The following is a 17,761-nucleotide window of genomic DNA, read 5'->3' on the forward strand; positions in this document are numbered from 1 at the left end:
TTGCTGATCGGATCTGTCATGAAGTTCGCCATCGCGCTGTTTTCCGCCGCCCATGCGCCCTCCTCGCGCCGTGCCTTGCTGTTTGCCCAGGCGGCGCTGGCGGGTGGGCATGAGATCGTGCGGCTGTTTTTCTATCAGGACGGCGTCTATAACGCCTGCGCCAGTGTCGTCACGCCTCAGGATGAACAAGACCTGCCCCAGCAGTGGCGAACCTTTGTCAGCGACAACCAGCTCGACGGCGTGGTCTGCATCGCGGCGGCGTTGCGCCGTGGGGTGTTGAACAAGGAAGAGGCCCAGCGCTACCAGCGTTCGGCGGCCAGTGTCGAGGCGCCCTGGGCCTTGTCCGGGCTGGGTCAGTTGCACGATGCGATCCAGGACGCCGACCGTTTGATCTGTTTTGGAGGCGCGTGATGGCCAAGTCTTTATTGCTCATCAGCCGCCAGGCCCCATGGTCGGGCCCCGGCGCCCGTGAAGCGCTGGACATCGTCCTGGCCGGCGGTGCGTTCGACCTGCCTATCGGCCTGCTGTTTCTCGATGACGGAGTGTTCCAGCTCACAGTTGGCCAAAACGCCAAGGCGGTCCAGCAAAAGGACCTGAGCGCCAACCTGCAGGCGTTGCCGATGTTCGGCGTCGAGGACCTGTTCCTCTGTGCCGACAGCGCCGTCGAACGGGGTATCGCCACTGATACCCTGGCGTTGGGCGACGTGAAAGCACTGACCGCGCCGCAAATCGCCGCGCTCATTGACCGTTACGACCAGGTGATCACCCTCTGATGTCGACTTTGCATGTGTTGTCTCATTCGCCCTTCGGCGATAACCGCCTCGCCAGTTGCCTGCGGATACTAGGCAATCAGGATGCGCTGCTGCTGTGCGGTGACGCGACGTACGCGTTGCAACCGGGCAGCCCACCGTTTGAAGTGCTGCAGGCCGCTGGCGTAAACCTGTTCGTGCTCGCCGAAGACCTCCAGGCCCGTGCCCTGGACACGCCAGACTGGGCCGAAGCCATCAACTACTCAGGTTTTGTCGAGCTGTCGATCGAGCACGCCAAGGTCAACACCTGGCTATGAAGACGCTGAACGTCGGCGACCGCGCCATCGCGCTGGACAAGGACGGCTACCTGGCCGACCTTGACGACTGGTCGGCCGAGGTCGCCACGGCCCTGGCAACCGCCGAAGACATCGAACTGAGCCCCGAACACTGGGAGATCCTCGAACTGCTGCGCGGCTTCTACAACGAATTCCAGCTCTCCCCCGCGACCCGGCCGCTGATCAAGTACACGGCACTGAAGCTGGGCGCGGACAAAGGCAACAGCCTGCACCTGAACCGATTGTTCAAAGGCACTCCCGCCAAACTCGCCGCCAAGCTGGCGGGCCTGCCCAAACCGACGAATTGCTTATGACCGACTTTCCATCGCTGACCCTTGAGACCCCGGCCGAACACCCGTTTGCCCAGTTCGTGCGCATCCTTGGCAAAGGCAAGCGCGGCGCCCGCAACCTGACTCGCGAGGAAGCCCGCGAAGCCATGGGCCTGGTGCTCGACGAAAAGGTCGAGGACACCCAGCTGGGCGCCTTCCTGATGCTGCTGCGACACAAGGAAGAAAGTGCCGAGGAAATGGCCGGTTTCACCGAAGCCCTGCGTGAACGCCTGGTGGTCCCGGCGTTGGCGGTGGACCTCGACTGGCCGACCTACGCCGGCAAGAAACGCCATTTGCCGTGGTACCTGCTGGCGGCCAAGTGCCTTGGGCAGAACGGCGTGCGGATTTTCATGCACGGCGGCGGCGCTCACACGGCAGGCCGGCTCTACACCGAACAATTGCTGGGCTTGCTGCAGATCCCACTGTGCCGGGATTGGCAGCAGGTCGGCAGCGCACTGGACAACGGCGGCCTGGCCTTCATGCCGCTGGTGGACTGGGCACCGCAGATGCAACGGATGATCGACCTGCGCAACACCCTGGGCCTGCGCTCGCCGATCCACTCCCTGGCACGCATCCTCAATCCACTGGCGGCCCGTTGCGGCTTGCAAAGCATTTTCCACCCGGGGTATCAGGCCGTGCACCGCGATGCCAGCGGTTTGCTCGGTGATACCGCCATCGTCATCAAGGGCGACGGCGGCGAGATCGAAATCAACCCGGACGCCGACAGCCACCTGTACGGCACCACCGGCGGCGCCAGTTGGGACGAAGAATGGCCGCGATTGGCCGAGCAGCGCCACGTCAAACCGGAAAACCTCGATCCCGAGCACTTGAAGGCGATCTGGCGTGGCGACGTCGAGGACAGCTACCCACAACTGGCGCTGATCGCCACCATGGCCCTGGCCTTGCGTGGCCTGGGCCTGGCGCGCGAAGAAGCGTTCGACAAAGCCCGGCAGTATTGGGATGCCCGGGATCGTTCGATTTAACCGATCATTAGCGCCCAACCTTTGCACTTTTACTTCAAACCTATCGGAATAGACTCGCCTCCAACGTTTATTGGCCGAGGAGATCGAGATGGGTTTGTTAGTCGAGGGCCGCTGGCAGGATCAGTGGTATGAAAGCAAGGACGGCACCTTCCAGCGCGAACAGGCGCAACGCCGTCACTGGGTGACTGCCGACGGCAGCGCCGGCCCTTCGGGTGAGAGCGGCTTTGCCGCCGAGGCTGGGCGCTACCATTTGTATGTCTCCCTGGCCTGCCCCTGGGCTCACCGCACGCTGATCTTTCGCAAGCTCAAGGGCCTGGAAAACTTGATCGATGTGTCGGTGCTCAGCTACCTGATGTTGGAAAACGGCTGGACCTTCGACAAGGCCCACGGCTCCACTGGCGACAAACTCGACAACCTGAGCTTCCTGCATCAGCGCTACACCGCCGACACGCCGGACTACACCGGCCGCGTCACCGTGCCGGTGCTGTGGGACAAACGCCAACAACGCATCGTCAACAATGAATCGGCGGAAATCATCCGCATGTTCAACAGTGCCTTCGACGGCTTGACCGGCAACGGCCTGGACCTGTATCCCGAACACCTGCGCCGCGATATCGACGCCTTGAACGAGCGGATCTACCCGGCGGTGAACAACGGTGTGTACCGGGCCGGATTCGCCACGACCCAAGCGGCCTATGAAGAAGCCTTCGACCGGCTATTTGCCGAACTGGATTGGCTGGAGGCGCTGCTGGGAACCCGCCGTTACCTGGCTGGCGAATACCTGACCGAGGCGGATATTCGCCTATTCACTACGATCATCCGCTTCGACGCGGTGTATTTCGGTCACTTCAAATGCAACCTGCGGCGCATCGCCGATTATCCGAACCTGTCGAACTGGCTGCGGGAGTTGTACCAGTGGCCAGGCATTGCCGAGACCGTGGATTTCACCCACATCCAGGGCCATTACTACGGCAGCCACAAGACCATCAACCCCAATGGGATCGTGCCCAAGGGGCCGAAGCAGGACTTTACGGTCGCCCATGATCGGGGAAGGTTGAGTGGGAAAGGGATTTGGCGTGGGGCTGGGGATTGATCCTGGGTTTTCGCTGTATTTGAGGGCCTCATCGCGAGCAAGCTCGCTCCCACATTGGATCGGCGTAGGCCTTATTCTTCGGCTGAACGCGATAAAATGTGGGAGCGGGCTTGCTCGCGAAGGGGGCGACGCGGTCTTCAGACCTGGCCTTGAGCCCCTTCAAACCACGCCAGCTTCTCGCGCAGTTGCACCACTTCCCCGACGATCACCAGGGTCGGCGCATGCACTTCGTGCTCGGCCACCAGCCGTGGCAAGTCCGCCAAAGTTCCGGTAAAGACCCGTTGGTTGGACGTCGTGCCCTGCTGGATCAACGCCGCTGGCGTATCCGCCGCACGGCCATGCTTGATCAGCTCGCTGCAGATCATCGGCAGGCCGACCAAGCCCATGTAGAACACCAGCGTCTGCGCCGGCGACACCAGGTCGGCCCATGGCAAGTCGCTGGTGCCGTCCTTGAGATGGCCGGTGATGAAACGCACCGATTGGGCGTAGTCGCGATGGGTCAGTGGGATCCCGGCGTAGGCCGCGCAACCACTGGCCGCGGTGATGCCCGGGACGACCTGGAACGGGATGCCATGGGCCGCCAGTTCTTCGATCTCTTCGCCGCCGCGCCCGAAGATGAACGGATCGCCGCCCTTCAACCGCACCACTCGCTTGCCTTGTCGGGCCAGGTCCACCAATTGCTGGTTGATCTGGTCCTGGGGCACGGCGTGTTCGGAGCGGCGCTTGCCAACGTAGATGCGCTCGGCGTCGCGCCGGCACAGTTCAAGGATCGCCGGCGCCACCAGGCGGTCGTACAGCACCACGTCTGCCTGCTGCATCAAGCGCAAGGCGCGGAAGGTCAACAGGTCCGGATCGCCGGGCCCGGCCCCCACCAGATAAACTTCGCCCGGCGCGTTCGGCGCCTGGCCATCGATCTTTTCCCGCAGCAGGCGCTCGGCTTCAGCGCCCTGCCCGGCCAGTTGCCGGTCAGCGATAGGGCCCTGGAACACTTCCTCCCAGAACGCCCGTCGTTGCTGCACATCGGGAAACAAGCCTTTGACCTGGCTGCGAAAACGCGCCGCCAGCCCAGCCAACTGCCCGTAGGTCGACGGAATCCAGGTTTCCAGCTTGGCCCGGATCAGCCGCGCCAGCACCGGCGCGTCGCCGCCGCTGGACACCGCGATCACCAAGGGTGAGCGGTCGACGATCGCCGGGAAGATCACGCTGCACAGGGCCGGCGCGTCCACCACGTTGACCGGCACGCAACGCTTATGAGCATTGGCCGAGACCTGGGCATTGAGCGGTTCGTCGTCGGTGGCGGCGATGACCAAACCGCAGCCGTCCAGGTCCGCCTCGACGTAACCACGCAGGATGCATTCACCGCCGCTGCCACTGACCAGTTCCCGCAACTGCGGTTCGATGTCGGGTGCGACCACCCGCAGCAACGCGCCGGCATCAGCCAGCAGGCGGGACTTGCGCAAGGCTATCTCCCCGCCGCCGACCACCAGCACGCGGCTGCCGCGCAGGTTGTGGAACAGTGGCAAATAGTCCATTTAGCCGATGACCTCGATGCCGCCCATGTAGGGCTTCAACACTTCAGGCACACAGATCGAACCGTCGGCCTGCTGGTAGTTTTCCAGCACGGCCACCAGGGTACGACCCACCGCCAGGCCGGAGCCATTGAGGGTATGGACCAGTTCCGGCTTACCGGTTTCCGGATTGCGGAAACGCGCCTGCATGCGGCGGGCCTGGAAGTCGCCGCAGTTGGAGCACGAGGAAATCTCGCGGTACTTGTCCTGGCTCGGGATCCAGACTTCCAGGTCGTAGGTCTTGACCGCACTGAAGCCCATGTCACCGGTGCACAGCGCCAGGGTGCGATACGGCAGCTCCAGCAGTTGCAGGACCTTCTCGGCGTTGGCGGTCAGGCTTTCCAGCGCTTCCATGGATTTCGACGGCTCGACAATCTGGACCATCTCGACCTTGTCGAACTGGTGCTGGCGGATCATGCCGCGGGTGTCACGACCCGACGCCCCGGCTTCACTGCGGAAGCACGGCGTGTGGGCGACGAACTTGATCGGCAGTTGCTTGGCGTCGACGATTTCGCCGGCCACGATGTTGGTCAGCGACACTTCGGCAGTCGGGATCAGGTACAGGTCAGCCTCGCCTTCGCGGCTGATCTTGAACAGGTCTTCCTCGAACTTCGGTAACTGACCGGTGCCTTGCAGCGCCGGCGCCTGGACCAGGTAAGGCGTGTAGGCCTCTTCGTAGCCATGCTCGGTGACGTGCAGGTTGATCATGAACTGCGCCAGGGCCCGGTGCAGACGGGCAATCGGCCCGCGCAGCAAGGCAAAACGAGCGCCCGACAGCTTGGCGGCGGTTTCGAAGTCCAGCCAGCCGAATTTCTCGCCCAGGGCCACGTGGTCCTGCACCGGGAAATCGAAGGCTTTCGGCGTGCCCCAACGGCGCACTTCGACGTTGCCCTCTTCGTCTTCACCGACCGGTACCGATTCGTGAGGCAGGTTCGGGATGCCCAGCAGGATCGAATCCAGCTCGGTCTGGATCGCGTCCAGCTCGACCTTGCCAGCGCTCAATTCGCCCGCCATGCGCTCGACATCGGCCATCAACGGCGCGATGTCTTCACCGCGCTGCTTGGCCTGGCCGATGGACTTGGAGCGCGCGTTACGTTCAGCCTGCAGGGCTTCGGTGCGAGTCTGGACGGTCTTGCGCTGTTCTTCCAGCGCTTCGATGCGCGCGACGTCCAGGGCAAAGCCACGGGAAGCCAGGCGGTCCGCTACGTCCTGAAGGTTGCTACGTAACAGTTTGGAATCGAGCATGTCGGTCTCTCGTTATCAAAGTTTGGTCAAGGACAGGCCAGCCCAGGTCGCGAGCAGCCCGCCGAATACGCTGATGGCCGCATAGCCCAGGGCCAGCGGCACCTGCCCGCTTTCCAGCAGGCGCACCGTATCCAGTGAAAAGGATGAAAAAGTCGTCAGGCCGCCGAGAAAGCCAACCATCAGCCCGGCACGCACCTCGATGGGCACTTCCGGGCGCATCAAAAACAGACCGTAAAGAACGCCGATCAGCAGACAGCCCACGATATTAACGGCCAGCGTCGCGGTATAGAAGTGCCGGGGCCAATTTGCATTGACCCAATTGCCGGTGGCGAAGCGCAACAACGTGCCGGCAACACCGCCGGCAGAGACTGCAAGAATCAAAGGGATCAAGGTTTTCTCCGCTGCCGTGGGCTCAGGCGATCCAGTTGCGCCAGGTGGTTGAGTTTCTCGCCGATCTTCAGCTCAAGGCCACGGGGGACCGGCTGGTAGAACCGCTGGGGTTCGAGCTCATCAGGAAAATAGTCTTCACCGGCGGCATAGGCGTCCGGCTCATCGTGGGCGTAACGGTATTCCTCGCCGTAGCCCAGTTGCTTCATGAGCTTGGTCGGCGCGTTGCGCAGGTGCAGCGGCACCTCGAGCGAGCCGTGCTCGGTAGCGCTGCGCATCGCCGCCTTGAAGCCCATGTACACGGCGTTGCTCTTCGGCGCGCACGCCAGGTAGGTGATCGCCTGGGCCACGGCAAGCTCACCTTCCGGGCTGCCGAGGCGCTCCTGCACGTCCCAGGCCGCCAGACACAGGCTCAGCGCCCGCGGGTCGGCATTGCCGATGTCTTCGCTGGCCATGCGCACCACCCGCCGCGCCAGGTACAGCGGATCGCAGCCGCCGTCGATCATGCGCGCAAACCAGTACAAGGCCGCGTCGGGGTTGGAACCGCGGATGGACTTGTGCAGTGCCGAAATCTGGTCGTAGAACGCCTCGCCACCCTTATCGAAGCGCCGACGGGTATCGCCCAGCAGGCTTTGCAGCAGCTCGACGCCAATCTCGCTGTCGTCTTCGGCCAGGTCCGAGGCGTTTTCCAGCAGGTTGAGCAGGCGCCGGCCGTCGCCATCGGCGGCTGAAAACAGTATCTGGAAGCCTTCATCGCTGAGGCTCAAATGCCGCTTGCCCAGGCCGCGCTCCTCGGTCAGCGCGCGATGCACCAGCTTGCGCATCGCCGGCTCGTCAAGGCTCTTGAGCACATAGACCCGCGCTCGCGACAGCAAGGCGTTGTTGAGTTCGAACGAGGGGTTTTCGGTGGTCGCGCCGATGAAAATCAGCGTACCGTCTTCGACGTAGGGCAGGAACGCGTCCTGTTGGGACTTGTTGAAACGGTGGACTTCGTCGACGAACAGGATCGTGCGCTTGCCGTATTGCCCGGCCTGCTGCTTGGCCACTTCCACCGCCTGGCGGATCTCCTTGACCCCGGCCAGCACCGCCGACACCGTTTCGAAATGCGCGTCCGAGACTTCCGCCAGCAGTCGCGCCAGGGTGGTCTTGCCCACGCCAGGCGGACCCCAGAAGATCATCGAGTGCAACGCACCCTGCTCCAAGGCCTCGCGCAGAGGCTTGCCACGGGCGAGCACATGTTCCTGGCCGACATACTCATCCAGATTGGTCGCGCGCAGGCGGGCGGCCAATGGCTGGGCAATCGGGGCGCTTCGAAACAGGTCCATGATTACTACAAAACCTCCGCAGGGTCCTGTTGCCGATCAGTTAAACAATTGAACACCACAATAATCCATTGTGGGAGCGAGCTTGCTCCCACAGGGGGTATTGGGTTTATTCCTGGATCACATCCGCACCCTTGGGGATGTCGAACTTGAACTTGGATGCCGCGATCGGCTCGTTGGCCTTGACCCCGGTGAACAGGATATTGGTGCGCTGGCCGACACTGTCGATCAGTTGCATGTCGTTGACCAGGCCGTTGCGGAACGACAGGCGCAGGCTGTCGAACAGGCTGTCCTTGGTCTTGGGCTTGAGGGTGAAGTCAATCACGCCACCGGCCTCCTTGGAGGTGATCTCGAAGCTCTGGCTGATCTCGGAAATGTCACCGGAGAGCAGCAGTGCCGGCGTCTGGGTCAGGCGCTGGTCGAGGGTCTTGATGGTGACCTGCTCCAGGTCCGGGTCCCACAGGGAAACTTTCTTGCCGTCGGAGACCATCAGTTGCTCGGCTGGCGCATCGGTGTGCCAGTAGAACAGGCCTGGACGCTGCAGGGCCATGTCGCCAGCGGTTTCCTGCAACTGGGTACCGCTGCCATCGAGGGTCAACTGGGAGAAACGTGCCGTCAGGGTCTGGGAGCTTCCCAGCAATTGGGTCAGGCGAGCCACATCCTTTTCGCCGGCGTGGGCCGACAAAGTAGACAAGGCCAGTACGGGCAACAGCAACATGCGAATCAGGCGCATGGGAGTCCTCATGAAGTCGTGGGGGTCGAGCGGCGTGTCAGCAGGCCGCCCGGGTCGTTAGTCGCGCATCGGGCCCGGCGCCAGCACTTCACGCGAGCCGTTGGTGTTCATGGCCGTCACCACCCCGGCCATTTCCATGGCTTCGATCATGCGGGCGGCGCGGTTGTAGCCAATCTTCAGCTTGCGCTGAACGGCAGAAATCGAGGCCCGGCGGCTCTCCAGGACGAACTGCACCGCTTCGTCATAGAGCGCATCGGTTTCAGCATCGTCGTCACCGCCGCCGCTGCTACCCTCGAAACCGCTGCCGGCTTCTTCGACACCGTTGAGAATGTCGTCGTTGTATTCAGGAGCGCCACGCAGTTTCCAGGCCTCCACCACGCGGTGCACTTCGTCGTCGGAGACGAACGCGCCATGCACTCGAATCGGCAGGCTGGTGCCCGGCGGCATGTAGAGCATGTCACCGTGGCCAAGCAGTTGCTCGGCGCCGCCCTGGTCGATGATGGTCCGCGAGTCGATCTTGCTCGACACCTGGAACGCCATGCGGGTCGGGATGTTGGCCTTGATCAGGCCGGTGATCACATCCACCGACGGCCGCTGTGTGGCGAGGATCAGGTGGATACCGGCCGCACGGGCCTTCTGGGCGATACGGGCGATCAGTTCTTCGACCTTCTTGCCGACGATCATCATCATGTCGGCGAATTCGTCCACCACCACCACGATCGTCGGCAGCTTGTGCAGCAGCGGCGCTTCGTCGTGAATGCTTTCGCGGTGATACAACGGGTCAGTCAACGGCGTACCGGCTTCTTCGGCTTCCTTGACCTTGGCGTTGAAGCCCGACAGGTTGCGCACGCCCATCTTCGCCATCAGCTTGTAGCGGCGCTCCATCTCGGCGACGCTCCAACGCAAGGCGTTGGCGGCGTCCTTCATGTCGGTGACCACCGGGCACAGCAGGTGCGGGATACCCTCGTAGATCGACAGCTCGAGCATTTTCGGGTCGATCATGATCAGCTTGGCGTCTTCCGGGCCGGACTTGAACAGAATCGACAGGATCATCGCGTTCACGCCCACCGATTTACCGGAACCGGTGGTACCGGCCACCAGCAGGTGAGGCATTTTCGCCAGGTCGGTGATGACCGGCTTGCCACCGATGTCGTGGCCCAGGGCCAGGGTGACCGGCGACTTGTGGTTGTCATACTCAGGCGTCGACAGCACTTCGGAGAAGCGCACGATCTGCCGGTCTTCGTTGGGAATCTCGATGCCCACGGTGGTCTTGCCGGGAATCACTTCCACCACCCGCACGCTGGTCACGGCCAGGGAACGCGCCAGGTCCTTCGCGAGGTTGGAGATGCGGCTGACCTTCACGCCGGCGGCCGGCTGGATTTCGTAGCGGGTGATCACCGGGCCCGGGTGAATCGAGTCCACCGAGACCTCGACACCGAACTCCTTGAGCTTGATCTCCAGCAGATGGCCGACGGCCGCCAGGGATTCGGGGGAATAGTTGAGCTGTTTCTTCTCGGCCGGGTCCAGGATCGAGATCGGCGGCAAGGTGCCTTCCACCGCACTGTCGACGAACAGCGGCGCCTGTTTCTCTTTCTGCACGCGCTTGCTCTGCTCCGGCGGCTTGGCCGGGGCCATGGTGATGACCGGCGGCACCTGCTTCTCGCGCTCGGACATGTGCTTGCTCAACGCCTGCTCACGCTCGATCAGGCGCTCCTTGACCTTGGCCTGCTCGCGCTTGTCCGGCGTCGTCGGGGCCACCACGTCGTGGACCCGGTCGTCGACTTCACGCAGTTGCGCCACCAGTTGCTTGCGCTCGGTACGCGCCGCCCACCAGCGGTTCATGGCGCCCTGGATCAGTTCGATCAGGTCGAGGGTGATCTTGCCGGTGACGTCCATGACCTTGAACCAGGACAGGTCGGTGAATACCGTCAGGCCGAACAGGAACAGGGCGATGAACAGCAGCGTGCTGCCCTGGATGTTCAGGGCGTTACGGGCCAGGTCGCCGAGGCTTTCCCCCAGCGCCCCGCCCGCCCCGGCCGGCAAGCCGGTGGGCACGTGGAAATGGATATGGGCCAGCGCGGCCCCCGACAACACCAGGAACACCAGGCCGATCAGGCGCCAGGAGAACAGCCAGCCACTCCACTGCCACGGCTCGTGGCGCTGGCGGAAGATCTGGTAGGCCTTGATCGCCAGCAGCAGCGGGAAGATGTAGGCGAAATAGCCCAGCACCATGAACAGGATGTCGGCGCTGTAGGAACCGGCCGGACCGCCGAAATTCTGCACGTCGTCGATCTTGCTGTTATGGCTCCAGCCCGGATCGTCCTTGCCGTAGGTCAGCAGGGCCATCATCAGGAACAGGCACAGGGCACCGATGGCGATCAACGCACCTTCCTTGAGCCGGTAGTGCAATTGCTGGCGCCAGAGCGGAACGACTGGTTTGGGTGCTGCGGTGGATTTCTTCAAAACGCTTCTTTTCCTGCGCCAACGGCGCGTCCATCTGTTGAATGACTATAAAAAACTGCCCATGACGAGCAGGTAAAAAAGTGAATGTGCACAACCGGTACTACTTTTACCACTGTGAGGTGCATCCAGAAAACCGCAGGTGTTGCCGAAGATTTTGATCTTTAGCCCATCCTGCGTTCAAAACTCAAGCATTGTACGGGTTTGTCCGCGCCAAGGCATTGCCTGACAGCATAGCCGGATACAGGGTGTACACGCGCCAATTGGACCATGCATTCTCTTTTGTGACAAAGGCTTATGAGGTGTTTTTTATGAGCGAAGTGAAGCATTCACGCCTGATCATTCTCGGTTCCGGCCCTGCGGGGTACAGCGCGGCCGTCTATGCTGCCCGCGCCAACCTCAAACCCGTTGTCATTACCGGCCTGCAGGCCGGTGGCCAGCTCACCACCACGGTGGAAGTCGACAACTGGCCCGGCGATGTCGAAGGCCTGACGGGCCCGGTACTGATGGAACGCATGCAACGGCACGCCGAGCGCTTCGACACGCAGATCGTCTACGACCATGTCCACACCGCCAAGTTGCAACAGCGCCCATTCGAATTGATCGGCGACAGCGGCACCTACACCTGTGATGCGCTGATCATTGCCACCGGTGCCTCGGCCCAATACCTGGGGCTGCCTTCGGAAGAAAGCTTCGCCGGCAAAGGGGTTTCGGCGTGTGCGACCTGCGATGGCTTTTTCTATCGCAACCAGGTGGTGGCCGTGGTCGGCGGCGGCAATACCGCAGTCGAGGAGGCCCTGTACCTGTCGAACATCGCCAGGGAAGTGCACCTGATCCACCGTCGCGACAAGCTGCGTTCAGAGAAGATCCTGCAGGACAAACTCTTCGAAAAGGCCGCCAGCGGCAATATCAAGCTGCACTGGAACCAGAACCTGGATGAAGTCCTGGGCGACGCCAGCGGCGTGACTGGCGCGCGCCTGCGCCACAGTGAGACCGGCGAAACCAGCACCCTGTCCCTGGCCGGCGTGTTCATTGCCATCGGCCATAAACCCAATACCGAACTGTTCCAGGGCCAGTTGAAGATGCGTGAGGGCTACCTGCTCGTGCGTGGCGGCAGCGAAGGCAACGCCACCGCGACCGATATCGAAGGCGTGTTCGCCGCCGGCGATGTGGCCGACCACGTCTATCGCCAGGCGATTACCTCCGCTGGCGCCGGATGCATGGCCGCACTCGACGCAGAGAAGTATCTCGATGACATCCCTGCCGTTTGACGGTTAACCTTCCAGGCGGGCGCTCGCCGATGGGCGAAGCCCGCCACCTGCCGCCCTCCCCTTCTACTAAACCGGATACCCATGCTGACCTGGTTACAACGCAACAGCTTCGAGTTCCCGCCACTGGCAAAAGCCATGCGCGACCCCAATGGGTTATTGGCCGCCGGTGGCGATCTATCCGCCGACAGGCTGATCCAGGCCTATCGCCATGGTTGCTTCCCATGGTTTTCCGAAGGGCAGCCGATCCTCTGGTGGTCGCCGGACCCGCGCACGGTGCTGTTTCCCGACGAACTGCACATATCCCGCAGCCTGGGCAAACTGCTGCGCAAGCAGCGCTATGAAGTCACGTTCGATCGGGATTTTGCGGCGGTCATCCAGGCCTGCGCCGCGCCGCGGGACTATGCCGAGGGCACCTGGATCACCGACGCCATGCAAACCGCTTATCTGGAACTGCACCGACGCGGTTTCGCCCATTCGGTGGAAGTGTGGGACCAAGGGGCGTTGGTGGGCGGCCTGTATGGCTTGGCCATGGGCCAGCTGTTTTTTGGCGAGTCCATGTTCAGCCGGGCCGACAATGCGTCGAAATTCGGCTTCGCGAGGCTGGTCCAACACCTCAAGGCCGCAGGTTTCGTGCTGATCGACTGCCAGATGCCCACCGAACACCTGCACAGCCTCGGCGCACGGTCGATCCCACGCAGTGAGTTTGCTGGTTATCTAAAGGCGCATCTGGACCAACCCAACCATGCGACATGGGTTTGCTGAGCGACATTCGCGCTCCTGGCTTACAATTAAATTCAAAGCTTATCCCGAGGGTCGATCATGACCGAGTTGGCGCGTTTGAAGTTCTATGCCACTCAGCCCCACTCTTGCAGTTACCTGCCGGAGGAGCAGGCCACGACGCTGTTCCTCGACCCTAGCCAGCCCATGGATGTGCATGTCTATGCAGACCTGTCGGAAATGGGCTTTCGTCGCAGCGGCGATCACCTCTACCGGCCCCATTGCCAGCATTGCAACGCCTGCGTCCCGGCGCGCATCCCCGTGGCGCAATTTTTGCCCAATCGCCAGCAGAAACGCATTTTCAAGCGCAACGCCGACCTGCAGGTCCGTCCGGCCAAGCCGCAGTTCACCGAAGAATATTTCGACCTGTATCAGCGCTACATCGAACAACGCCATGCCGATGGCGACATGTACCCGCCCAGTCGGGATCAGTTCTCGACCTTCCTGGTGCGTGACCTGCCGTTTTCTCGCTTCTACGAGTTCCGCCTGGACGGACGCCTGGTCGCCATCGCCGTCACGGACCTGCTGCCCAATGGGCTTTCGGCGGTGTACACCTTCTACGAGCCGGACGAAGAACGGCGCAGCCTGGGGCGCTTTGCCATCCTCTGGCAAATCAACGAAGCCCGGCGCCTGGGACTGGAAGCGGTGTACCTGGGCTACTGGATCAAGAACTGCAAGAAAATGAACTACAAGACCCAATATCGCCCCATTGAACTGCTGATTAACCAGCGGTGGGTTGTCCTGAGTTAGACCCCTTCGGCTTAAAAGCTAGAACCCCTTGGCTTGAACCCCCTTTTTCGGGCACAATGCACGCCGCTTTTGCCTGGCGCAGTTGCACCGGGCCATTCACTGGATACCGAGGGCTTTACTGCATGTCGAAAGAAGACAGCTTCGAAATGGAAGGCACTGTCGTCGACACCCTGCCCAACACCATGTTTCGTGTGGAGTTGGAAAATGGGCACGTCGTAACCGCGCATATCTCCGGCAAGATGCGCAAGAACTACATTCGTATTCTTACCGGTGACAAAGTGCGCGTCGAGCTGACGCCCTATGACTTGAGCAAAGGGCGCATCACTTACCGCGCTCGCTAACAAGTCAATACAAAACGCCCGGCTGATGCCGGGCGTTTTTGTTTGTGGGAGCCAAGCTTGCTCGCGATAGCGGTGGGTCAGTACGCATCGATGCCGAATGGGGCGACACCCTCGCGAGCAAGCTCGCTCCCACAGGGGATTGGCGGTGAAACATAATCTTGCCATGCCCACAACAGGGCATGGTGTGGGCATGGAATAGCGAAAAGGCGCCTTTCGGCGCCTTTTGCTGTGTTGCGACTAACGGTCAGGCCATTTCGGCCGTGGTTTCGAAGTCGAAGGTCAGTTCGCCGTCCTTGATGTCGATGTGCACCACACCGCCATGCTCGGCCAGTTCGCCAAAGAGGATTTCCTCGGCCAGCGGACGCTTGATCTTGTCCTGGATCAAGCGAGCCATCGGCCGCGCACCCATCGTCACATCGTAACCACCCTCTGCCAGCCAACTGCGGGCCGCATCGGTGACTTCCAGCAATACACGCTTGTCTTCGAGCTGCGCCTGAAGTTCGGTGAGGAACTTGTCCACCACGCTCTTGATGACTTCATGGCTGAGGCGACCAAACTGGATAATGGTGTCCAGGCGGTTGCGGAATTCAGGCGTGAAGCTCTTCTTGATCACTTCCATCGCATCGGACGAGTGGTCCTGATGGGTGAAACCGATCGAAGCGCGAGCCGCGGTTTCGGCACCGGCGTTCGTGGTCATGATGATGATCACGTTGCGGAAGTCCGCCTTGCGTCCGTTGTTATCGGTGAGCGTACCGTGATCCATGACCTGCAGGAGCAAGTTGAAGACTTCCGGATGCGCCTTCTCGATTTCGTCGAGCAACAAAACGCAGTGTGGCTGCTTGGTGATGGCTTCGGTCAGCAGGCCGCCCTGGTCGAAACCGACATAGCCTGGAGGCGCACCGATCAGACGCGACACGGTGTGGCGCTCCATGTACTCGGACATGTCGAAGCGAACCAGCTCGATGCCCATCGCCTTGGCCAACTGCCGTGCGGCCTCGGTCTTGCCGACACCGGTCGGACCGGCGAACAGGAACGAACCCACCGGTTTGTCCGGCGACTTGAGACCGGCGCGGGACAGCTTGATGGCGGTCGACAGCGAGTCGATGGCCGCATCCTGGCCGAACACCGTCAGCTTCAGGTCACGCTCCAGGTTACGCAGCAACTCCTTATCGGAACTGGTGACGTGTTTAGGCGGAATCCGCGCGATTTTCGCCACGATGTCCTCGACCTGAGGGACTTCGATGCGCTTGACGCGTTTCTCCACCGGTTGCAGGCGCTGGTAGGCACCCGCTTCGTCGATGACGTCGATGGCCTTGTCCGGCATGTGCCGGTCGTTGATGTAACGCGAGGCCAGCTCAGCCGCCGCGCGCAGGGCTTCATCGCTGTATTCGATGTTGTGGTGCAGCTCGAAACGCCCTTTCAGGCCGCGCAGGATACCAATGGTGTCTTCCACCGAAGGCTCCGACACATCGACCTTCTGGAAACGCCGGGCCAGGGCACGGTCTTTCTCGAAGATCCCGCGGAATTCCTGGAACGTGGTCGAGCCGATGCAACGGATATCACCCGACGACAGCAACGGCTTGAGCAGGTTCGACGCATCCATGACCCCACCCGACGCTGCACCAGCACCAATAATGGTGTGGATTTCGTCGATGAACAGGATCGCTTGCGGACGTTTTTTCAACTCGCCGAGCAACGCCTTGAAGCGCTTCTCGAAATCGCCGCGGTACTTGGTACCGGCCAGCAAGGCACCCAGGTCGAGGGAATACACCACGCTGTTGGCCAGCAGGTCCGGCACCTGGTTGTCGACGATGCGCTTGGCCAGGCCTTCGGCGATTGCGGTCTTGCCCACACCCGCCTCGCCCACCAGCAATGGGTTGTTCTTGCGACGCCGAGCCAGGATCTGGGCAACACGCTCGACTTCCGCTTCGCGCCCGACCAGTGGGTCAATGCGGCCCTGGCGTGCCAGTTCGTTCAGGTTGCTGGCATAGGCATCCAATGGGTTGCCTGAAGAAGAAGACTCACCGCCCTCGTCGTCCTGCATATCCTGCTCACCCTCGGAATGATCGCCATGCCCCGGCACCTTGGAGATGCCATGGGCGATGTAGTTGACGACATCGATACGCGCAACGCTCTGCTGCTTGAGCAGGAACACCGCCTGGCTTTCCTGCTCGCTGAAGATGGCAACCAGCACGTTGGCGCCGGTGACTTCACGTTTGCCCGAGCTCTGTACATGGAAGACAGCACGCTGCAGGACACGCTGGAAGCCCAGGGTTGGCTGGGTTTCGCGATCCTCGTCATGGACGGGGATCAGTGGCGTGGTGGAGTCGATGAACTCCTGCAGATCATGCTTGAGTTTGTCGAGGTTCGCGCCGCAGGCACGCAAAACGGTGGCGGCAGCCTCGTTATCCAATAGGGCCAGCAGCAGGTGTTCGACGGTCATGAATTCATGACGCTTCGAACGAGCCTCCTTGAAGGCAAGATTGAGGGTGACTTCGAGCTCGCGGTTTAACATAGCTTCACCTCATACCCAAGTGGTCGGCGTTAACCGTCCTTCTCGATTTCACAGAGTAGCGGATGCTGGCTTTCCCGGGCGTACTGGTTGACCTGCATGGCCTTAGTCTCGGCGATGTCGCGGGTAAACACTCCACATACTGCCCGTCCCTCTGTATGGACGGCCAGCATGACCTTGGTCGCCAGCTCCCGATTCAGGTTAAAAAACACCTCGAGCACTTCGACGACGAAATCCATCGGTGTGTAGTCATCGTTGAACAAAACCACCTTGTACATCGGTGGCGCCTGTAATGCAGGCTTTGCTTCCTGAACAGCAATGCCTGCGGAATCGTCGTCGTGTAGATCCGGGCGATCCTGATTGAATGTTAGTCGAATCTGGCTGACTGCATGCATGGAAAGAAAGGTTCGTTTAGTTGGCGAATACAGTGATGGGGGCGCTTGTGGGCGATTTCAACCACGACCACCCGGCCACCTTGACTATCGGCAAAACGGTGTTACAACCAATAGAGCCCATCGTGGGTTAAAAAGGTCCGTGGAATCTATCCTTACTTCAAGATTAGCCTGCGGATGGACTGGATGATACTCCAGTGATGGAGTGCGTTGCAGAGGGAAATGGCTTATGTCGGTCGTCAAGATGAATGGCAAGGTGAAATGGTTCAACAATGCCAAGGGCTACGGTTTCATTATCGCGGCCGGCAGGGACGATGAAGACCTTTTCGCCCATTACTCGGCCATCAACATGGAAGGCTATAAAACCCTGAAGGCCGGACAGCCTGTGACGTTCGACGTCATCCAGGGACCCAAGGGCCTGCACGCGGTCAACATCAGGCTTGTCACCGCCGAAGATGCGCCCGCTCCTGTCAACGCCAGGGTCACCGAGACCCACTGACCGGCCGTCGCCACC

At 61.4% G+C, this 17,761-nt stretch carries 19 protein-coding genes; 11 read left to right on the plus strand and 8 right to left on the minus strand.

Annotation, left to right across the window (positions count from 1 at the left end):
* The first annotated feature begins 18 nt into the window (after positions 1-18).
* From tusD to HU749_RS18890, 6 genes are all read left to right on the plus strand, one after another.
* Entirely contained in the window at positions 19-411 is a 393-nt protein-coding gene (tusD, locus tag HU749_RS18865) for a sulfurtransferase complex subunit TusD (protein ID WP_095962338.1), read from the plus strand.
* Complete coding sequence (gene tusC / locus HU749_RS18870; protein ID WP_079302250.1) at positions 411-773, plus strand: sulfurtransferase complex subunit TusC; 363 nt, start codon at positions 411-413, stop codon at positions 771-773. The genes tusD and tusC overlap by 1 nt, the downstream gene beginning before the upstream one ends.
* Positions 773-1,066 carry a sulfurtransferase complex subunit TusB gene (gene tusB, locus HU749_RS18875; protein ID WP_186649811.1) on the plus strand — a complete coding sequence of 98 codons (294 nt, stop codon included), beginning with the start codon at positions 773-775 and terminating at the stop codon, positions 1,064-1,066. The genes tusC and tusB overlap by 1 nt, the downstream gene beginning before the upstream one ends.
* The gene (locus tag HU749_RS18880; RefSeq protein WP_046064135.1) at positions 1,063-1,398 is read left to right on the plus strand and encodes a TusE/DsrC/DsvC family sulfur relay protein; all 336 of its coding nucleotides are present in this window, start codon (positions 1,063-1,065) and stop codon (positions 1,396-1,398) included. The genes tusB and HU749_RS18880 overlap by 4 nt, the downstream gene beginning before the upstream one ends.
* The gene (locus HU749_RS18885) at positions 1,395-2,396 is read left to right on the plus strand and encodes a glycosyl transferase family protein (protein ID WP_186649809.1); all 1,002 of its coding nucleotides are present in this window, start codon (positions 1,395-1,397) and stop codon (positions 2,394-2,396) included. Before HU749_RS18880 ends, HU749_RS18885 begins: the two co-directional genes overlap by 4 nt.
* An 88-nt stretch (positions 2,397-2,484) precedes the next feature.
* Positions 2,485-3,489: a glutathione S-transferase family protein gene (locus tag HU749_RS18890; protein WP_186649807.1), complete on the plus strand. Its 1,005-nt coding sequence runs from the start codon at positions 2,485-2,487 to the stop codon at positions 3,487-3,489.
* A 137-nt stretch (positions 3,490-3,626) separates the two neighbouring features.
* Here HU749_RS18890 and cysG read toward each other — a convergent pair whose 3' ends face one another.
* From cysG to HU749_RS18920, 6 genes are all read right to left on the minus strand, one after another.
* Positions 3,627-5,021: a siroheme synthase CysG gene (gene cysG / locus HU749_RS18895; protein ID WP_186649805.1), complete on the minus strand. Its 1,395-nt coding sequence runs from the start codon at positions 5,019-5,021 to the stop codon at positions 3,627-3,629.
* Positions 5,022-6,302, minus strand: a complete 1,281-nt coding sequence (gene serS, locus HU749_RS18900) for a serine--tRNA ligase (protein WP_186649803.1) — start codon at positions 6,300-6,302, stop codon at positions 5,022-5,024. It lies immediately after the preceding gene.
* A 15-nt stretch (positions 6,303-6,317) separates the two neighbouring features.
* A complete protein-coding gene (gene crcB / locus HU749_RS18905) occupies positions 6,318-6,692 on the minus strand; it encodes a fluoride efflux transporter CrcB (protein ID WP_095962337.1) in 375 nt (124 codons plus the stop codon).
* Positions 6,689-8,014, minus strand: a complete 1,326-nt coding sequence (locus HU749_RS18910; RefSeq protein WP_186649801.1) for a replication-associated recombination protein A — start codon at positions 8,012-8,014, stop codon at positions 6,689-6,691. Before HU749_RS18910 ends, crcB begins: the two co-directional genes overlap by 4 nt.
* Positions 8,015-8,120: 106 nt before the next feature.
* Positions 8,121-8,744 (minus strand): outer membrane lipoprotein periplasmic chaperone LolA, encoded by a 624-nt coding sequence (lolA, locus tag HU749_RS18915; protein WP_186649798.1) that lies wholly within the window; start codon positions 8,742-8,744, stop codon positions 8,121-8,123.
* A gap of 57 nt (positions 8,745-8,801) precedes the next feature.
* On the minus strand, positions 8,802-11,207 hold the full coding sequence (locus tag HU749_RS18920; protein ID WP_095974705.1) for a DNA translocase FtsK: 2,406 nt from the start codon (positions 11,205-11,207) through the stop codon (positions 8,802-8,804).
* Between the two features lie 308 nt (positions 11,208-11,515).
* Here HU749_RS18920 and trxB point away from each other — a divergent pair, with 308 nt between their 5' ends.
* From trxB to infA, 4 genes are all read left to right on the plus strand, one after another.
* Positions 11,516-12,475 (plus strand): thioredoxin-disulfide reductase, encoded by a 960-nt coding sequence (gene trxB / locus HU749_RS18925; RefSeq protein ID WP_095962335.1) that lies wholly within the window; start codon positions 11,516-11,518, stop codon positions 12,473-12,475.
* Positions 12,476-12,556: 81 nt separating this feature from the next.
* Positions 12,557-13,237, plus strand: a complete 681-nt coding sequence (gene aat, locus HU749_RS18930; protein WP_095962334.1) for a leucyl/phenylalanyl-tRNA--protein transferase — start codon at positions 12,557-12,559, stop codon at positions 13,235-13,237.
* A gap of 57 nt (positions 13,238-13,294) precedes the next feature.
* Positions 13,295-14,002 (plus strand): arginyltransferase, encoded by a 708-nt coding sequence (locus HU749_RS18935; protein ID WP_014337689.1) that lies wholly within the window; start codon positions 13,295-13,297, stop codon positions 14,000-14,002.
* Positions 14,003-14,124: 122 nt separating this feature from the next.
* The gene (infA, locus tag HU749_RS18940) at positions 14,125-14,343 is read left to right on the plus strand and encodes a translation initiation factor IF-1 (protein WP_002553999.1); all 219 of its coding nucleotides are present in this window, start codon (positions 14,125-14,127) and stop codon (positions 14,341-14,343) included.
* 244 nt (positions 14,344-14,587) lie between these two features.
* Here the strand turns inward: infA and clpA are convergent, their stop codons facing one another.
* Both clpA and clpS read right to left on the minus strand, forming a co-directional pair.
* Positions 14,588-16,858: an ATP-dependent Clp protease ATP-binding subunit ClpA gene (clpA, locus tag HU749_RS18945; RefSeq protein ID WP_003203340.1), complete on the minus strand. Its 2,271-nt coding sequence runs from the start codon at positions 16,856-16,858 to the stop codon at positions 14,588-14,590.
* A gap of 29 nt (positions 16,859-16,887) precedes the next feature.
* A complete protein-coding gene (gene clpS / locus HU749_RS18950) occupies positions 16,888-17,250 on the minus strand; it encodes an ATP-dependent Clp protease adapter ClpS (RefSeq protein ID WP_003180089.1) in 363 nt (120 codons plus the stop codon).
* Positions 17,251-17,476: 226 nt separating this feature from the next.
* Here clpS and HU749_RS18955 point away from each other — a divergent pair, with 226 nt between their 5' ends.
* Complete coding sequence (locus HU749_RS18955; RefSeq protein WP_079302257.1) at positions 17,477-17,746, plus strand: cold shock domain-containing protein; 270 nt, start codon at positions 17,477-17,479, stop codon at positions 17,744-17,746.
* Positions 17,747-17,761 lie beyond the last annotated feature (15 nt).

It is taken from the genome of Pseudomonas ogarae, from assembly GCF_014268695.2.
In the GTDB taxonomy this organism is placed as follows: domain Bacteria; phylum Pseudomonadota; class Gammaproteobacteria; order Pseudomonadales; family Pseudomonadaceae; genus Aquipseudomonas; species Aquipseudomonas kilonensis.

Coding starts and splice junctions, on each gene's coding strand:
- clpS (WP_003180089.1), bottom strand. CDS start 17,250: ATGCATGCAGTCAGCCAGATTCGACTAACATTCAATCAGGATCGCCCG.
- HU749_RS18885 (WP_186649809.1), top strand. CDS start 1,395: ATGACCGACTTTCCATCGCTGACCCTTGAGACCCCGGCCGAACACCCG.
- HU749_RS18955 (WP_079302257.1), top strand. CDS start 17,477: ATGTCGGTCGTCAAGATGAATGGCAAGGTGAAATGGTTCAACAATGCC.
- tusB (WP_186649811.1), top strand. CDS start 773: ATGTCGACTTTGCATGTGTTGTCTCATTCGCCCTTCGGCGATAACCGC.
- clpA (WP_003203340.1), bottom strand. CDS start 16,858: ATGTTAAACCGCGAGCTCGAAGTCACCCTCAATCTTGCCTTCAAGGAG.
- tusC (WP_079302250.1), top strand. CDS start 411: ATGGCCAAGTCTTTATTGCTCATCAGCCGCCAGGCCCCATGGTCGGGC.
- lolA (WP_186649798.1), bottom strand. CDS start 8,744: ATGCGCCTGATTCGCATGTTGCTGTTGCCCGTACTGGCCTTGTCTACT.
- trxB (WP_095962335.1), top strand. CDS start 11,516: ATGAGCGAAGTGAAGCATTCACGCCTGATCATTCTCGGTTCCGGCCCT.
- HU749_RS18910 (WP_186649801.1), bottom strand. CDS start 8,014: ATGGACCTGTTTCGAAGCGCCCCGATTGCCCAGCCATTGGCCGCCCGC.
- tusD (WP_095962338.1), top strand. CDS start 19: ATGAAGTTCGCCATCGCGCTGTTTTCCGCCGCCCATGCGCCCTCCTCG.
- HU749_RS18935 (WP_014337689.1), top strand. CDS start 13,295: ATGACCGAGTTGGCGCGTTTGAAGTTCTATGCCACTCAGCCCCACTCT.
- serS (WP_186649803.1), bottom strand. CDS start 6,302: ATGCTCGATTCCAAACTGTTACGTAGCAACCTTCAGGACGTAGCGGAC.
- cysG (WP_186649805.1), bottom strand. CDS start 5,021: ATGGACTATTTGCCACTGTTCCACAACCTGCGCGGCAGCCGCGTGCTG.
- infA (WP_002553999.1), top strand. CDS start 14,125: ATGTCGAAAGAAGACAGCTTCGAAATGGAAGGCACTGTCGTCGACACC.
- aat (WP_095962334.1), top strand. CDS start 12,557: ATGCTGACCTGGTTACAACGCAACAGCTTCGAGTTCCCGCCACTGGCA.
- HU749_RS18880 (WP_046064135.1), top strand. CDS start 1,063: ATGAAGACGCTGAACGTCGGCGACCGCGCCATCGCGCTGGACAAGGAC.
- HU749_RS18890 (WP_186649807.1), top strand. CDS start 2,485: ATGGGTTTGTTAGTCGAGGGCCGCTGGCAGGATCAGTGGTATGAAAGC.